Source organism: Amycolatopsis coloradensis (genome assembly GCF_037997115.1).
GTDB lineage: Bacteria > Actinomycetota > Actinomycetes > Mycobacteriales > Pseudonocardiaceae > Amycolatopsis > Amycolatopsis coloradensis_A.
Window position 1 is genome coordinate 4,744,820 of record NZ_CP150484.1, and the last position, 14,167, is coordinate 4,758,986.

Here is a 14,167-nt window from a genome sequence, read left to right on the forward strand (position 1 = left end):
TCCTGTCACCTGTTCGGCGGAAGAACTGAGGAGGCGTTTCGTGCTGGTTGTCGGTTTTCCGGCAGGCCCCCTCGAAGCCAACTGCTACCTGCTCGCCCGTGAAGGCGGCGGGAAGTGCGTGATCGTCGATCCCGGGGAGGACGTCGTCGAACCGCTCGAGGCCGCGCTTTCCACGCACGGCCTGACGCCGGTCGCGATGCTCGCCACCCACGGCCACCCCGATCACGTCGCTTCGGTGGACGAGATCGGCGCGCGCCACGGAATACCTCTCTATCTGCACGAGGCGGACCGGCCACTCCTGGGCCGGGACGCGGGAGAACGGAAGGACGGGATCGTGCCACTCGCCGATGGCCCGCTCGGGCTGGCCGGACTGGAGATCACGGTCTCCGGAACACCGGGGCACACCGCCGGTTCGGTGGTGTTCGGGCTGACCTCCGCCGAGGGCGGCCGGATCGTGCTCACCGGGGACAGCCTGTTCGCCGGTTCGATCGGCCGGTCCGCCGGGGACGGCGCCGAACTCGTGCGATCGCTCGGCGCCAAGGTGATGACGATGCCCGACGACACCGTCGTCCTCCCGGGCCACGGCCCGGCCACCACGATCGGGCAGGAGCGGGCGGGGAACCCGTTCCTGGCCGGGACGGGCGTGTGATGACCGAGCCGACCGGGACCCCGGAGACCCCCGAACGTCTCCCGCTGTTCCACGACGACCCCAAGCTGCGCCGCAGGCGCGGCTGCTCCAGCGTCGCCGGCGTCGTGATCTTCGCGGCCGCGTTCGGCGGGATCGCGGGACTGATCGGCGGTGAGATCGCCGGGCTGGTGGTCGCCGGCGTGATCGCGGTACCGCTGCTCTACGTCATGTTCTACAACCTGCGCCGCCGCGTCTGGCTCGAAGGCGACACGCTCATCGTGCGGACCTGGGGGGTGCGGCGGATCGACCTGACCGCGGCCGAGCGCATCGACCTGGTGATCAGCGACGTGCGCGGCACCCGGACGGTCAGCCTGCTGGTCAACGCGGGCAAGCGTCGCAAGGTCGCGAAAGTCGACCTGGCTGTCTATTCCGGTGCGGGCGGCCGGGAACTGGGCATCCTGCAACTGCGCAAGCTGGCGAACGCCCTGCTGAACAACACCGAGGCGAACGGCCTGGTGTTCTCCGAACTGCTGGTGGCCCAGCTGAAATCGGAGGCGCGCGGAGACGCGGCGGCGGAGCGGCCGCTCTACCGGCTGGCCTCGGCGGCGCCCGCCGGGAAGTACATCCAGCGGTTCACGATGGAGGCGGTCAGCCGGTTCGTGGCGACGCTGGACTGAAGCTCACGGGAGGACGTTCGGCCTCGTGAGTGTTTGGGACGGTTACCACTCACGAGGCTTCGGTGCGGGTCGCCAGCCGCTCCGAGTGCTTGAGCGTCGACCGCACGTCGTCGAGCGCGGCGGCGATCTTGGGCACCGCCTCGACGGCTTCCAGCGTCGAGACGAGCACGCGCCGTGCGACGGCGGTCAGCTGTCTGGGGACGGCGAACACGACGTCGGACATGGCCCCTCCGATCACGCGGCGAACCTCGGGTGCGGCCTCTTCGTACCCGACTCCGGCCCGTGATCGCGCGGCGGGCGCGCGCTTTGGTGCGCTTGTGGTTACAGGGACTCTTGGGGCTCCCGCGAGGCGATCAGCGCCGCCAGCACGGTGGTGACCGGGACCGCCGCGACGATGCCGACACTTCCGGCCAGCGTCCTGATGATCTCCTGCGCGATTTCCTCCGCGCCGAGGATCGAGCCGAGCCCGACTCCGGAAAGCGACGTGTACAGCAGCACCGGCAGCGCCGCCCCCGCGTACGCCATCACGAGCGTGTTGACCGCCGAGCCGACGTGGTCGCGGCCGATCCGCAGGCCCGCGCCGTACAGCTCACGCCAGCCGAGCGACGGATTCGCCCGTCGGAGTTCCCACACCGCGCTCGTCTGCGTCACCGTGACGTCGTCCAGCACGCCGAGCGCGCCGATCACGACGCCCGCCAGCAGCAGACCGCGCGCGTCGATCCCGTGCCCGAGCGACCCGATCAGCTGCGAGGTGCTGTCGTCGAGCCCGGTCAGCGACGCCGCGGCCGAGAAGATCGCGGACAGGACACCGATCAGGACCAGGCTCACCAAGGTGCCCAGCACCGCCACCGAGGTTCTCGCGGACAGCCCGTGCGTCAGGTACAGCGCGACGAACATGATCGCGCCCGCGCCCGCGATCGCCACCAGCAGCGGGCTTTCCCCGGAGAGGATCGACGGCAGCACGAAGAACGCCAGCACCAAAAAGCTCAGCCCCAGCGCGACCAGCGCCGCGAGACCCCGCCACCGGCCCAGCACGATCACCGCGAGCGCGAACAGCCCGGCGAGCAGCAGCAACGGCGTACCGCGCTGGAAATCGACGATCTGGAATGACGCCGGGTTCGCGACGTCGCCGCCGTTGTAGGACAGCACCACCTCGTCGCCCGCGGCGAACCGCGGTGTGCTCGGCTCGATGGGAAGCGTCAGTTTCAACGACTTCCCGGCCCCGGGGCCGTCTGTCATCGTCAGCTCACTGGTGAGACACGGCTTCGCGTCCGGCGGCGGTTCGCCGACCTGCACCTGCCCTTCGGCGAGACACGGGCCGGTGATCGTCTTGGTGACCGTCGCGTCCACCGGGGTTCCCTGGGTGAAGACGCTTTTCACCGGATCCTCGCCCCACGGGTAGAGCACGATCATGCCGACGACGGTGGCGACGGCGAGCGGGATCAGCAGCCACATCAGCAGGAGCCGGACCCGGCGCGACGCGGGTGCCGCCGGCCCGTGGCCGTGCGAATGCCCGTGACCGACCGGTACGGGCTTCGGTTCCGGGGCGCGACGTCTGCCCGATTCCGCCTGACGCGGCCGCTGTGCCGGGGGACGGGGGCGCCGCGCCCCCTCGGGCGGGGGAGTCCGGCGCGGCGAACGGGACGTTCCGGGCGAACGATCAGACGGGGTGTCCGTTACCCGGCAAATCGGGCCGGTGTCGTCGTCGGAGAGGTCGCGGCGGTTCACCCGCACATCCTCCACAGTCCGCGCCGCGCGCCGCACACGGCCTAGCCGAACGCCTGCCGAAGGTGGACACGGCGATAGGCCGAAGGCGGGGTGTCGAAGTGATCGAGGAAGGCCTGGCGCAGTGTCTCGGTCGAACCGAAACCACATCGCCTCGCGATCGACGTCAGCGGGAGTTCGGTGCCGCACAGGAGTTTCGCGGCGTTTTCGGTCCTCGCCGCCCGCACGTACCTGCTGGGCGTGGTGCTCAGGTGGGCGTCGAAGAGCCTGGTCAGCTGCCGGGTGCTGATCCCGGCCCGTTCGGCGAGGACGGCGGTTCCGAGATCGTCGGCCAGGTGCTCCGCCACGTACGCGGTGATGTCGCGGACGAGCCGGTTTTCCGGCGGTGGGCCGGACAGAAACATGCTCACCTGCGCCTGGTTGCCCGGCCGCTGCAGGTAGGTCACCAGCATGCGGGCGACCTCCCTGGCCACGCTCGGGCCGTGGTCGGCCTCGACGAACGCGAGGGTGAGGTCGATCCCGCTGGTGACCCCCGCCGCCGTGTAGACGTTGCCGTCGCGCACGTACAGCGGCACCGGATCCACGTTCACCTGCGGGTAGCTCGTCGCGAGCCGGTTCGCGAACCGCCAGTGCGTGGTGGCGCGCCGCCCGTTGAGCAGCCCGCACGCGGCGAGGACCGTGGCACCGGTGCACACCGAAGCGACGCGACGGCTCTGCTGCGCGAGCCTGCGGACATGGGTGACGACCCTCGGGTCGGCGGCGGCCGCCTCGTGCCCGGTGCCGCCCGCGACGATCAGCGTGTCCAGCTCGCCCGTCACCTGGTCGAGCCGGTGCTGTGCCTGCAGCGTCAGCCCGGATTCGCAGCGGATACCGCGCCCGTCGACGCTCGCGAGCATGATCTCGTACCCCGGCTTGCCGCCGAGTTTGGTCGCGGCGTCCAGGACGTCCGACGGGCCGGCGATGTCGAGCAACTCGGCGTTGCTGTAGCCGACGATCAACACTCGTCTGGGTGAACCCGGCATGATCGAACGCTACCAGTAGTGCCCGGCCGTCGGACGTTGTTCGCAGGAATCCGGACATCCGGGCCACCGCGGTCCCGCGCCTTCGACACCGTTGTCCCATGACAGACGACAAGAAAACGATCGCGTTCGTGGTGTACCCGGGGATGACCCCGCTGGACATGGTCGGGCCGCTGACCGTGCTGGACGGGATGGCGAGCACGGCGCAGGAGTACCGGACGGTCGTGGTCGGTGAGACGAAGGACGCGGTCACCACCGACAACCCGCTGAAGCTCGTGGCGACCCATACCTACGACGAAGTCCCGTCGCCGTACGCGCTGCTCGTGCCCGGTGGCGCCGCGCCGACGCTGAAGGCGCTCGCCGACGAGAAACTGGTGGGATACCTGCGGACCGCAGGGGCGAACGCGGAGCTCGTGACCTCGGTGTGCACGGGATCGCTGCTGCTGGGGCAGGCCGGACTGCTGAAGGGCCGCAAAGCCGCGACGCATTGGATGTTCCGTGAACTGCTGGGCGCTTTCGGCGCGGAGCCCGTCGCCGAGCGCTGGGTCGAGGACGGGAACGTGATCACCGCCGCCGGGGTGTCGGCGGGAATCGACCTCGCGCTGCACCTGGTCGAGCGGCTCGTCGGCGCCGAGATCGCCCGGACGATCCAGTTCGTCATCGAGTACGACCCGGAGCCGCCACAGGGGCCGCTGGACTGGTCTAAGCGGCCGTACGGGGATCTCAAGCCTCTGCTGGAGCACACGCTGAACGAGGCACTCGCGGACGAGCCCGCGTTGCGGGACAGGCTGCTCGCGCACACCGGGAAGTAAGAGGCGGCCATCCGGGTGAGAAGTCGCTGTCACGGGGACGGCACCGGGTTACATTCTGGGTCATCCGTCCAGGTGATAGGTGGTTCGTGGAGTTCAAGGTGCTCGGCCCGCTCGCGGCCTCGGTCCCGCTGCCGTCGGCGGCTCAGCCCCGTCGGGTGCTCGCGGTGCTCCTGGCCCGCCCGAACGAGTTCGTCCACCGGGACACCCTCGTGGACGAACTCTGGCCGCAGGGACCGCCGTCGAGTGCCGCCGCGGTCGTGCAGATGGCGGCTTCCAAGCTGCGCAAGGCGTTGTCGCCCGGCGTGCCGGTGGACGACGTCCGGCAGCGGTTGCGGTCCGGCCGGAGCGGCTACCGGCTGACCGTCTCGGCGGGGGAGCTGGACGTCACGGCCTTCTCCGAACTGACCGCCGCGGCCGCGAAGGCGACCGGTGCCGAGCGCAGGACGTTGCTCGAACAGGCGCTGGGACTGTGGCGTGGCCGGGCGTTCGCCGACGTTCCGGTCGGCCCGCTGGTGGAGGCGCACCGGCTGTGGCTCGAGGACCAGCGGTGTTCGGTACTGGGCAAGCTCGTGGAGCTGGAACTGGCGGCCGGTGACCACAAGGCGGTCGCCGACCGGCTGGGACCCGAACTGGCCACCCGGCCGGGTGACGAGCGCCTGGCCGGGTGGCTGGCCGAGGCGCTGCACGGGCTCGGGCGGCGGGACGCGGCGCTGGCCGCCCTCGACCGGTGCCGTCAGGCGTTGTGGGAACACGCCGGTGTCTCGCCGGGGGAGGACCTGCTCGCGGTCCGTCGCCGGATCGCGGGCACCGGCTGGTCCGCCGGCGGCGGCGCGCCGTGCCGTCTGCCGTCGGCGACGCCGGATTTCACCGGCAGGACCAGGGAACTGGCGGACGTGGGACGAGCGCTGCGCGGTCCGGCGCCGGTCGTGCTCCATGGCGCGGCGGGGTCGGGGAAGAGCGCGCTGGCCGTCCAGGCCGCGTGGCGGGTGCGCAAGCGGTTCCCGGACGGTCAGCTCGTCGCCGATCTGCGTGAAACCGGCGACGTGCTCGCCGGTTTCCTCCGCGCGCTCGGCCTCGCCGAAGCGGAGATCCCCGCCGACCGGGCGGGGCGGATCTCGTTGTGGCAGAGCCACACCGCGGACCGGCGGCTGCTGGTGATCCTCGAGAACTGCCGGTCCGAGTCCGAGGTGCGGCCGCTGCTGCCGAGCGGCCCCGGCTGCGCGGCGATCGTCACGACGCGGCGGCGGCTGGCCGGGCTCGTCGGCGCCAGGCCCGTCGAAGTCGGCGCGCTGCCCGACGCGGAGTCACGGGACCTGCTCGGCGCGATCGCCGGAGAGGCCCGGTTGTCCGCCGAACCCGAAGCCGTCCGCCGGGTGCTGGCCTGCTGCGACGGTCTCGCGCTGGCGGTGCGGGTCGCGGGAATGAAGCTGCTGCAGCGGCCGAGGCTGAGCGTCGCCGAGTGCGCGGCGCGCCTGGAGAACGAGCGCCTGCGTCTCGACGAACTCGCCGCCGGTGACCTCGCCGTCCGGCCGGTGCTCGCCGACGCCCTCGCCGAGCTGTCGCCACGACAGCGGGAATCCTTGCGATTACTCGGTTTCCCCGGTGCCACCGAGTTCGCAGGCTGGTTCGCGGCCGCCATGCTCGGCCGTTCGGCCGTCGAGGCGGCCGAACTGCTCGATGAACTGGTGGACGACCACCTGCTGCAGGCCGAGCCCGATCGAATGGGCGTCCTCCGGTACCGGCTACCGGGCCTGATCCGGCTCGCGCTCCGGGAACCGCCGGATCCGGGAGCCCTCCGACGCGCGCTGACGGTCATGGCGGCGTCGGCCGAACACGCTTCCGCCGCCCTCGGCGCCGAGTACCCGCCGTCTCGGCGAGCGGACGTCCCGGCGGCGGTTTCGGACCGCGTCGCGGCCGACCCGATCGGCTGGCGTGACGTGGAATCCGCGAACCTCGCGCTCGCCGTCCGAACCGCGAAGAACCACGGTTGGACCGAGCTGGCCATGCGGCTGGCCGACGCCTACAGCGATCTGGTCGGCCCGAGGAAGGGCGGATCTCCGGCGTGGCTCGGGTTCGGCATCGTGCGTGATCGTGTCGATCTCCCCGCGGAGGCGGGGAAACTGCTCAAGCTCGGGCACGCCCACGCCGACGCGGGGGATCTGGCGCGGGCGCGGACCTGTTTCTCGTTGGCGGAGGGCAGGTTCCGCTCCGTGGGTGACCATCCGGGCACCGGAGTCGCGCTCATCGCGCTCGCCGACGTCGACGCGGACTCCGGGCGGACCGGCGCGGCGGTCCGCGCGCTGCGAGAGGCATTGGACCTGTTGCGGGATTGCGGTGACCTCGCCGGGCAGGCGACGGCGTCGGCCCAATTCGGCTCGCTGTGGGACGACCTCGGCGAATTCCGCCGGGCGAAGGAATGTTTCGACGCGAGCCTGCTGCTCGCGCTTCATTGCGAGGACGGGCGGCAGCACGACAGGTCCGCCAAGCGGTACGCCGACGTCCTGCGCCGGAACGGCCGCATGGACGAGGCAGGCGAGCTGCTGACGAGCGCGCTGATCGGCACGCGCAGCTCGCGTGAACGCCATTGGGAGGCGCACGTCCTCCGAAGCCTCGGCGATCTCCACGCGAAGACCGGCGACGCGGGGGAGAGCGAACGATGCCTCTCGCGGTCGCTGGAGCTGTTCGAATACGTCGGACACCGGCATGCCGCCGCCTATACGCACCGGAGCTTCGGCGAATCGTTACGCCTGGCGGGTGAACACGGCCGCGCCGCCGAGCACCTGAGCCTCGCGATGAGCACCTTCCGTGAACTCGGAGACCGCCGAGGCGGCGGATACGCCCTGCTCAGCTTCGGGCGTCTGCGGGCCGACGAAGGCGTCGCGACCGAAGCCGCCGAAGGGCTCCGGACCGCGGCAGGACTGTTCCGGGAACTGGGCTTCCCGGTGTGGGAGTTGCGCGCGCTCAAGGACCTTTCCGCCGTGGACCAGAGCGGACGCCAGCGGGACCGGGCTCGTGAAGCCTTGACGAAGATCCGCTTCGGGGTGACCTCGGCCTAGCCCGGTGGACGACCGCCGGCCGCGGCGTTTGGCGAAGTTATGGCACCGGTGTGTTGACTCCGGCTCAAGTGAGCGGACTTCGCGCCGCCTCCGATTAACGGCACTGGGGGTGGCGGCGCGTACTCGTGGCCGGGTGACGCCTTCCGAGGGCAGGAGGCGTCACCCGGTTCGACTGCTAGGACCGGACGTGCAGAATCGCGTCCGCGTCGTTCAGGATCCCTTGGTCGAGCGGGAAGTAACCCTGCCGCGGGGTGGGGTCGGTCCGGACGCTCGCGGGCGGGACTTCGGATGCGGTGAGCAGGCCCCAGTCCGTGGTGACGTGCTTCTGAAGGAAGCCTTCGTAGGTATCGGGCTCCGGCTCCTCAAGCGCTATGGCCTCGCTTCGGCCGAGGCTCGTCGCGACGAAGACGTAGCGGTCACCGAGCAGCGGAGCCACCAGCGCACCGGCGGGGAACCAGGTGGTCTCCGTCCCCGCCACCCGCATCGTGCTCGCCTGGCGGCGCAGGTGCAGATTGTGGGCGAAGACCAGCGTCCGGCCTCGGCAGGCTTCGGCGGCGCGGATGTCCAGCAGGTTCCGCGCCATGATGGCGTCCCTGGTCGCGACGAGGGGCGCGTAGCGCTCGTGCGGCTCCAGCGGTTCGGCGCATTGCCGGTGGTAGCGCAGCAGATCGATGCCCGCCATGAGGTGGATCTCCGCCCGCGACCAGTCGTCCGTGACCGGTTCCGGTTTCCGGGAGCGGAGCGCGGCGAGCAGGTCGGCCGCGATCGCGCGCAGCCGGTAGGCGTCGGCCGTGGCACCGGGCGACGAAGCCGCGTCCATGACGGCTTCCGTGCGGCCCCAGCGTTCGTCGTCGCCCGCCGGGCCCGCGATGTCGACGTCGAAGCCAAGGAAATCGCGGGCGTACTCGAGGTAGGGCCGCGGGCTGGGCGCGGAAGTGTTCTCGGTCTGGGTGTCGAAGCCGTGGAACGAAAGCCGCTCCTCGGGCGGCCGGTTTTCGTTGAACTCGCGCATCCAGGCGATCAGTCGCCTATTCGCCTCCACAGTGCCGAAGACGTGCGAGAAGCCTTCGCTCATCGCGAGGTCGAGGGTTCCGGTGCCGTCCCGGACGAAGTCGTTCGCGACGAGCGCGGCCACGCGATCCGTTTCGAGGACGATCGAGCGGAAGCCGCGGTCGACCAGCTGGGCGAACAGCGCGTTGCGGACGTCCGCGAAGACCGGGGTCGCGTGCGTCGGCTCGCCCAGGGCGAGCAGGTCGCAGGAGGGGGTCACGAAGTCTCGGATGTCTTGACTCATGAGATTCAAGCGTATCGTTGATTACTCGTTTGAAACTTCGGTCGCTTTCTCCTGGTGATCTATCTCAGAAGCTTCAAATGTGGCGTCAGGATGTCGGTCCGTGAAGGCCTCCTTCCCTACCCTCAAAGTGGGGAAGGAGGCCTTCACGGACTCGACGATCGTCACGTTCGCCTCACCTGCGCCCAGCGGCGCGTGAATGACCCCTCCCTCGGCTCAGCCGAGGAAACTCGACCTTCGCGCCTTCCTCAGTACATGAAGGGGTCCTTCAGGTATCTAGGGCGCCGGAACGTGGAGGTCAAGGGGGGCGTGAGTGGCGAGGACGGTTCTAACGACCCGAAACACTCACGACCCACCCGACCCGCACCGTGCCGCCTCGCTCCCGGCTGCCCGCCCGCGGGGGGCGCCAGGCGACAAGCGGCGGTCTGCTGTGTCGCAAGAAATCCACTTCCGGATAACTCGCCCGCATTCCTTTCGTCCGCTATAAAGTTAAAGAACGCTTCGCTCGCGAAGGTGCTTCGCTTGCGAAGGTGCCCTTCGCAGAAATGCGCGAGCGCAAGTTATCAGCAGTTGAGGTGAATCACCGCGTGGCTATCACCGCGCGGCCGGAGTTCGGCCCTATTTTGGCCCGCATGGTTGAGAAGGATTCGACGGCGCGGACCCGGGAACTGGGCCACCGCATGAAGGCGTTCCGGCAGCGCAGGCACTTCAGCGGAGCCGACGTCAGCCGCCGTAACGGCTGGTTGCAGAGCAAGGTCACGAGGTGGGAACAAGGGCTGCGTGAGCTGTCCATCGTGGACGCGGCGCTGTATCTCGCGACCTGCGGCGAGGCGGAGCCCGAACGTGACCTGCTCCTGGAACTGACCCAGCCCGGCGGTGACCTGTACTGGGTTCGGCCGTATTTCGACGAACTCGTCGATCCGATGAAATCCCTTGCTATCCAGGAGAATATCGCGCACACACTGGTGCGCTACGAGTCGTTGACCCTCCCCGGGCTGCTCCAGATCGAACCGTACGCCCGCACCGCCTTCGAGCTGATCGGCAACCGCGACCAGGCGCAGCTGGACCAGGTCGTGAACGCCAGGATGGAGCGGCAGCGGCTGCTGCGGCGCGATCGTCCGCCGAGGTGCCGGTTCTACGTCCACGAGCGCGCGCTGCGTTCGGTCGTCGGCGGCCCCCGGATCATGCACGAGCAACTGCTCCACCTCGTCCTGTCGGCGAACCTGCCGTATTGCTCCATTCGTATCGTCCCGGAAAGCGACGGGGTGGGCACGGTGCTCGAGAATTCGTTCACCATCATGGAATTCACGGAACATCCGGCGGTGGTGTACACGGATTCCTATGCGGCCGGGGTGTTCATCGACGATCGGGTGGCGGTCGAAGCCTATTATTCCCTTGTCGCGAGGCTCGAAAGCGATACCCTGACCGAGGAGAGATCACGCCAAATGCTCGCCGAATGGGCGGACCGGTACGACCGGATGGAGGAGTGAGCCGTCCGGGGTTTCCCGCGGTCACGTACTGGGGTAATCCTTCCTGGTAGCCGAGGAGAAGGAGTTCGTGGTGACGAAGACGCAGGGTGGTGCCCCGGTCGCCGAGACGGAGATCGAGCGGAAGTACGACCTGGCGGCCGACAGGCCCATCCCGCCGCTGGTTCCGGTCGGTCCCGTGACAAACCAGGCCGAACCGAGGGTCGACGTCCTCGACGCCACGTACTTCGACACCTCCGACTTCCGGCTCGCGCAGGCAGGCATCACGCTGCGGCGGAGGCTGGGCGGAAGTGACGAGGGCTGGCACCTCAAACTCCCGGTCGGCGAAGACCGGCGAGAGGAGCTCCGCCTCCCGCTGGCGGGCAAGCCGGACAAGGTGCCGGGCGCGCTGGCGAAGCTCGTCAGGGCGCACACCCTCGGCGCGAAGCTCGTCCAGGCCGCGCATCTTCGCACCGAGCGCACCTCGTACGCCTTGCTCGACGCCGAAGGCCGCGAGCTCGCGACGCTGACCGACGATGTCGTCACCGGTGAAGCCGGCGGGGAGAAGGCGCACCTGGACCGCTGGCGGGAGATCGAGATCGAGCTCTCGCCCGGTGCCGATCCCGAAGTGCTCGAAAGCCTGGACCGGGCTGTCCTGGAAGCGGGCGCGGAGCGGTCGAGGTGGCCGTCGAAGCTCCGCCGCTTGACCGACGACCTCGTGCCCTCGGCCGGGGGAGCGTTGGGTTCGGTGCTGGCGGACTATCTCGCCGCGGAGGTGGACGCGTTGCGACGCAACGACATCGGCGTCCGCCGGGACGCCGAGGACGCGGTGCATCAGATGCGGGTCGCGTGCAGGCGGTTGCGCAGCGCGCTGCGGACGTTCCGGCGCTCCCTCGATCCGGACGTCGCGGACGGGCTCGCCGCCGAGCTTCGCTGGCTCGGAGGCGAACTCGGCCCGGCGAGGGACACGGAGGTGATGTCCGCGCGCCTGCACGACGAGGTCAGGGCGTTGCCGGTCGAGCTGGTGCTGGGCAATGTCGAGCAGCTGATGACGCGGCACTTCGCGCGCGAAGCGGAAGAGGCCAAGGCACGGGCGATCCGGGCGCTCGACAGCAAGCGGTACACGGATCTGTTGCGTGCACTGGAAAAGCTCGTCCGCAAACCGCGGAAGATCAAGGATGACAAGAAGGAACTACGCAAGGCGGTCGCTCGATCGAGCCGGAAGCTCGGAAAGGCCGTCGCCGCGGCGAGTGAGCTGGAGCCCGGTGCGGAGCAGGACGCCGCACTGCACGAGGTGCGCAAGAAGGCCAAGCGAGCCCGGTACGCGGCGGACACGGTCAGGCCGGTGACCGGCAAGAAGCTTCGAAAATGGCGAAAGAACGTCAAGGCGGTGCAGTCCACGCTCGGCACGCATCACGACATCGTGGTCACCAGGGAGGTCCTGCGGCTCCTCGGCCTGCGCGCGTACGCCGAGAACGAAAACGCTTTCACCTATGGGGTTCTGCACGGACGTTCGGTCGCCGACGCGGAGTCCGCGCGACGACGCTTCGCCGGGCAATGGCAAGACTTGGGTAAAGGTTCTCGCCCGAAATGGCTCGAATGAGGTAGCCCGGGTTGACCTCTCGCCCTCCCCGAGTACCGTCGAGAGGACTTGGTGGTCTGGAGAGAGGCGCCCCCAATGTTGCCTGGCCAGCGCGTACCCGGCGAAGCCCCGCCCCTGGCCGTGACCACCAGCCGCCGCAAGGACGGCGTCCTCGTCCTCACCGCGGTGGGGGAGATCGACGCGGCCACGGTCGGACGGTTCCGCACCGAGCTCACCGGTGCGTGTGTCACGGGTAGGCAGGTGATCCTGGACCTCTCCAGGGTCGGTTTCCTCAGTTGCGCGGGATTGCACGTGCTCGAGGAGGCCAACGCCGTGGCGCCCCGGTTCTCGGTGATCGTGAAGACCCCTTTGGTGTCACGGATCCTGGACGTCAGCGGGGTCGGCGCCGGCCTCGACGTCCGACGTGATGTGGAGGATTTGCGGCTCTAGGCCGTGTCCTGGGCGTTAGACACCGTCGAGCTCGACCTCGTCGGCGGTGACGTCCGGCAGCAGACCGCGCCAGCGTGGGTTGCGCAGGCAGCCCGCGTCGGTCCAGCCGCCGAAGACGACCTCGCCGACGATGGTCGGCCGTGACCAGCGCGCGTCCCGCGCCTGCTTGTCCGGGACGGAGTGGAACGGGGATGTCTTGCGCTCCAAGCGGAACAATCGCCGGGACAGCTCCGCCAGTTCGTCACCCGCGAAGCCGACGCCGACGTTACCGATGTACCGCAGGCCATCCCCGTGCGGGACGCCGAGCAGCAGCGAGCTGAACGTGTCCGCCCGGCTGCCGCCGCCCGGCCGCCACCCGCCCAGAACCACTTGCTGCACCAGGGTTCCGGTGATGGAAAGCCATTCTCCGGTGCGCCGTCCCGGGTGGTACGCGGAGCCGGCCCGTTTGGCGACGACGCCGGCGAGCCCGTGTTCGCGGGCCGCCCGCGTGACCGCTCCGCCATCCCCGAGGTAGTACCGCGGGACCTGCCAATGCGGTCCGCCGAGCCCGAGTTCGTCGAGGAGTTCTCGTCGTTCCACATAGGACGAGCCGAGGCACGAGCGGCCGTCGAGATGCAGGAGGTCGTTCACCAGGTAGAACGCCGGATACCGGGAGGTGAGCCGTTTCGCGGAATTCTTCGTCGCCCGCGCGCGATGCCCGAGCCCGTCCGGACTCGGCTTCCCGCCGTCGAAGACCACGATCTCCCCGTCCAGAAATGCCTCCGTCGCGCCGAGTTGCTCCCCGAGGCCGCGGAATTCGGGATACAGCCCGGTGACGTCGTCGCCCGAATCGTCGTAGGCGGTGATCCGTCCCCCGGACACCCGGATCAGGGCGCGGCGCCCGGACCAGTCGAATTCGTAGGCCCAGCCCGCGTCTTCGCTCGTCGAAGGAAGCCGCCCCGGTTTGGTCAGCATCGGGGCGAGGAACGAGGGGAGTTCCGCGCGGCCGGGATCGGCCGGATCGAGCCTCTTGAGCAGCCAGCCGTTGTCCCTGCCGTCCTTCTTAACGTTGAGGAACAGGTATTTCCCGCGTGCTCGCTCGCCGTGGAAGACGACTTCGACCTTGTGGTCGTTGAAGTGCAGCGTTTCGTACCGGCCGGTGTCCCAGATCGTCATGGTGCCGCCGCCGTATTCGCCCGCGGGTATCTCGCCTTCGAAGGTGAGGTATTCCATCGGGTGGTCTTCGGTGTGCACGGCGAGCCGTTCGAGATCCGGCGACATCGGCAGGCCCTTCGGCACCGCCCAGGAGACGAGTACTCCGTCCCGTTCGAGGCGGATGTCCCAGTGCAGGCTGCTCGCGTGGTGCTCCTGGATGACGAACAGATCGTCGGAACCGGTCTTCCCGTCGCGATCCGGAAGGGGCTCGGGAGTCCGCCCTGGTCTGCGCTTACGGCGGTATTCGCCGAGTTTCTCCGCCATGGT

General features: G+C 69.5%; 12 protein-coding genes. 7 read left to right on the forward strand and 5 right to left on the reverse strand.

Annotated features, from left to right (window positions below):
- Positions 1-40 precede the first annotated feature (40 nt).
- Positions 41-649, forward strand: a complete 609-nt coding sequence (locus LCL61_RS22215; RefSeq protein ID WP_340681472.1) for an MBL fold metallo-hydrolase — start codon at positions 41-43, stop codon at positions 647-649.
- Complete coding sequence (locus tag LCL61_RS22220) at positions 649-1,305, forward strand: hypothetical protein (RefSeq protein WP_340681473.1); 657 nt, start codon at positions 649-651, stop codon at positions 1,303-1,305. The genes LCL61_RS22215 and LCL61_RS22220 overlap by 1 nt, the downstream gene beginning before the upstream one ends.
- A 49-nt stretch (positions 1,306-1,354) precedes the next feature.
- Here the strand turns inward: LCL61_RS22220 and LCL61_RS22225 are convergent, their stop codons facing one another.
- The 3 genes from LCL61_RS22225 to LCL61_RS22235 all read right to left on the reverse strand — a co-directional run bounded on the left by LCL61_RS22225 (position 1,355) and on the right by LCL61_RS22235 (position 4,052).
- On the reverse strand, positions 1,355-1,528 hold the full coding sequence (locus tag LCL61_RS22225; RefSeq protein ID WP_340681474.1) for a hypothetical protein: 174 nt from the start codon (positions 1,526-1,528) through the stop codon (positions 1,355-1,357).
- A 98-nt stretch (positions 1,529-1,626) separates the two neighbouring features.
- Entirely contained in the window at positions 1,627-3,033 is a 1,407-nt protein-coding gene (locus tag LCL61_RS22230) for a YibE/F family protein (protein WP_340681475.1), read from the reverse strand.
- A gap of 41 nt (positions 3,034-3,074) precedes the next feature.
- Positions 3,075-4,052 carry a GlxA family transcriptional regulator gene (locus LCL61_RS22235; RefSeq protein ID WP_340681476.1) on the reverse strand — a complete coding sequence of 326 codons (978 nt, stop codon included), beginning with the start codon at positions 4,050-4,052 and terminating at the stop codon, positions 3,075-3,077.
- Positions 4,053-4,150: 98 nt separating this feature from the next.
- Here LCL61_RS22235 and LCL61_RS22240 point away from each other — a divergent pair, with 98 nt between their 5' ends.
- Both LCL61_RS22240 and LCL61_RS22245 read left to right on the forward strand, forming a co-directional pair.
- A complete protein-coding gene (locus LCL61_RS22240) occupies positions 4,151-4,861 on the forward strand; it encodes a DJ-1/PfpI family protein (RefSeq protein WP_340681477.1) in 711 nt (236 codons plus the stop codon).
- 86 nt (positions 4,862-4,947) lie between these two features.
- On the forward strand, positions 4,948-7,917 hold the full coding sequence (locus LCL61_RS22245) for an AfsR/SARP family transcriptional regulator (protein WP_340681478.1): 2,970 nt from the start codon (positions 4,948-4,950) through the stop codon (positions 7,915-7,917).
- A gap of 175 nt (positions 7,918-8,092) precedes the next feature.
- On the opposite strand, the gene LCL61_RS22250 is transcribed toward LCL61_RS22245, so the two are convergent.
- Positions 8,093-9,211 (reverse strand): erythromycin esterase family protein, encoded by a 1,119-nt coding sequence (locus tag LCL61_RS22250; protein WP_340681479.1) that lies wholly within the window; start codon positions 9,209-9,211, stop codon positions 8,093-8,095.
- A gap of 629 nt (positions 9,212-9,840) precedes the next feature.
- Between LCL61_RS22250 and LCL61_RS22255 the strand changes: the two genes are divergently transcribed.
- The 3 genes from LCL61_RS22255 (at position 9,841) to LCL61_RS22265 (ending at position 12,706) form a co-directional block, all read left to right on the forward strand.
- A complete protein-coding gene (locus tag LCL61_RS22255) occupies positions 9,841-10,698 on the forward strand; it encodes a helix-turn-helix transcriptional regulator (protein ID WP_340688647.1) in 858 nt (285 codons plus the stop codon).
- A gap of 70 nt (positions 10,699-10,768) precedes the next feature.
- Entirely contained in the window at positions 10,769-12,277 is a 1,509-nt protein-coding gene (locus LCL61_RS22260; protein WP_340681480.1) for a CYTH and CHAD domain-containing protein, read from the forward strand.
- 75 nt (positions 12,278-12,352) lie between these two features.
- Complete coding sequence (locus LCL61_RS22265) at positions 12,353-12,706, forward strand: STAS domain-containing protein (RefSeq protein WP_340681481.1); 354 nt, start codon at positions 12,353-12,355, stop codon at positions 12,704-12,706.
- 15 nt (positions 12,707-12,721) lie between these two features.
- Here the strand turns inward: LCL61_RS22265 and LCL61_RS22270 are convergent, their stop codons facing one another.
- Entirely contained in the window at positions 12,722-14,164 is a 1,443-nt protein-coding gene (locus LCL61_RS22270; protein WP_340681482.1) for a DNA polymerase ligase N-terminal domain-containing protein, read from the reverse strand.
- Positions 14,165-14,167 lie beyond the last annotated feature (3 nt).

Coding starts and splice junctions, on each gene's coding strand:
- LCL61_RS22220 (WP_340681473.1), top strand. CDS start 649: ATGACCGAGCCGACCGGGACCCCGGAGACCCCCGAACGTCTCCCGCTG.
- LCL61_RS22225 (WP_340681474.1), bottom strand. CDS start 1,528: ATGTCCGACGTCGTGTTCGCCGTCCCCAGACAGCTGACCGCCGTCGCA.
- LCL61_RS22235 (WP_340681476.1), bottom strand. CDS start 4,052: ATGCCGGGTTCACCCAGACGAGTGTTGATCGTCGGCTACAGCAACGCC.
- LCL61_RS22240 (WP_340681477.1), top strand. CDS start 4,151: ATGACAGACGACAAGAAAACGATCGCGTTCGTGGTGTACCCGGGGATG.
- LCL61_RS22250 (WP_340681479.1), bottom strand. CDS start 9,211: ATGAGTCAAGACATCCGAGACTTCGTGACCCCCTCCTGCGACCTGCTC.
- LCL61_RS22255 (WP_340688647.1), top strand. CDS start 9,841: ATGGTTGAGAAGGATTCGACGGCGCGGACCCGGGAACTGGGCCACCGC.
- LCL61_RS22265 (WP_340681481.1), top strand. CDS start 12,353: ATGTTGCCTGGCCAGCGCGTACCCGGCGAAGCCCCGCCCCTGGCCGTG.
- LCL61_RS22270 (WP_340681482.1), bottom strand. CDS start 14,164: ATGGCGGAGAAACTCGGCGAATACCGCCGTAAGCGCAGACCAGGGCGG.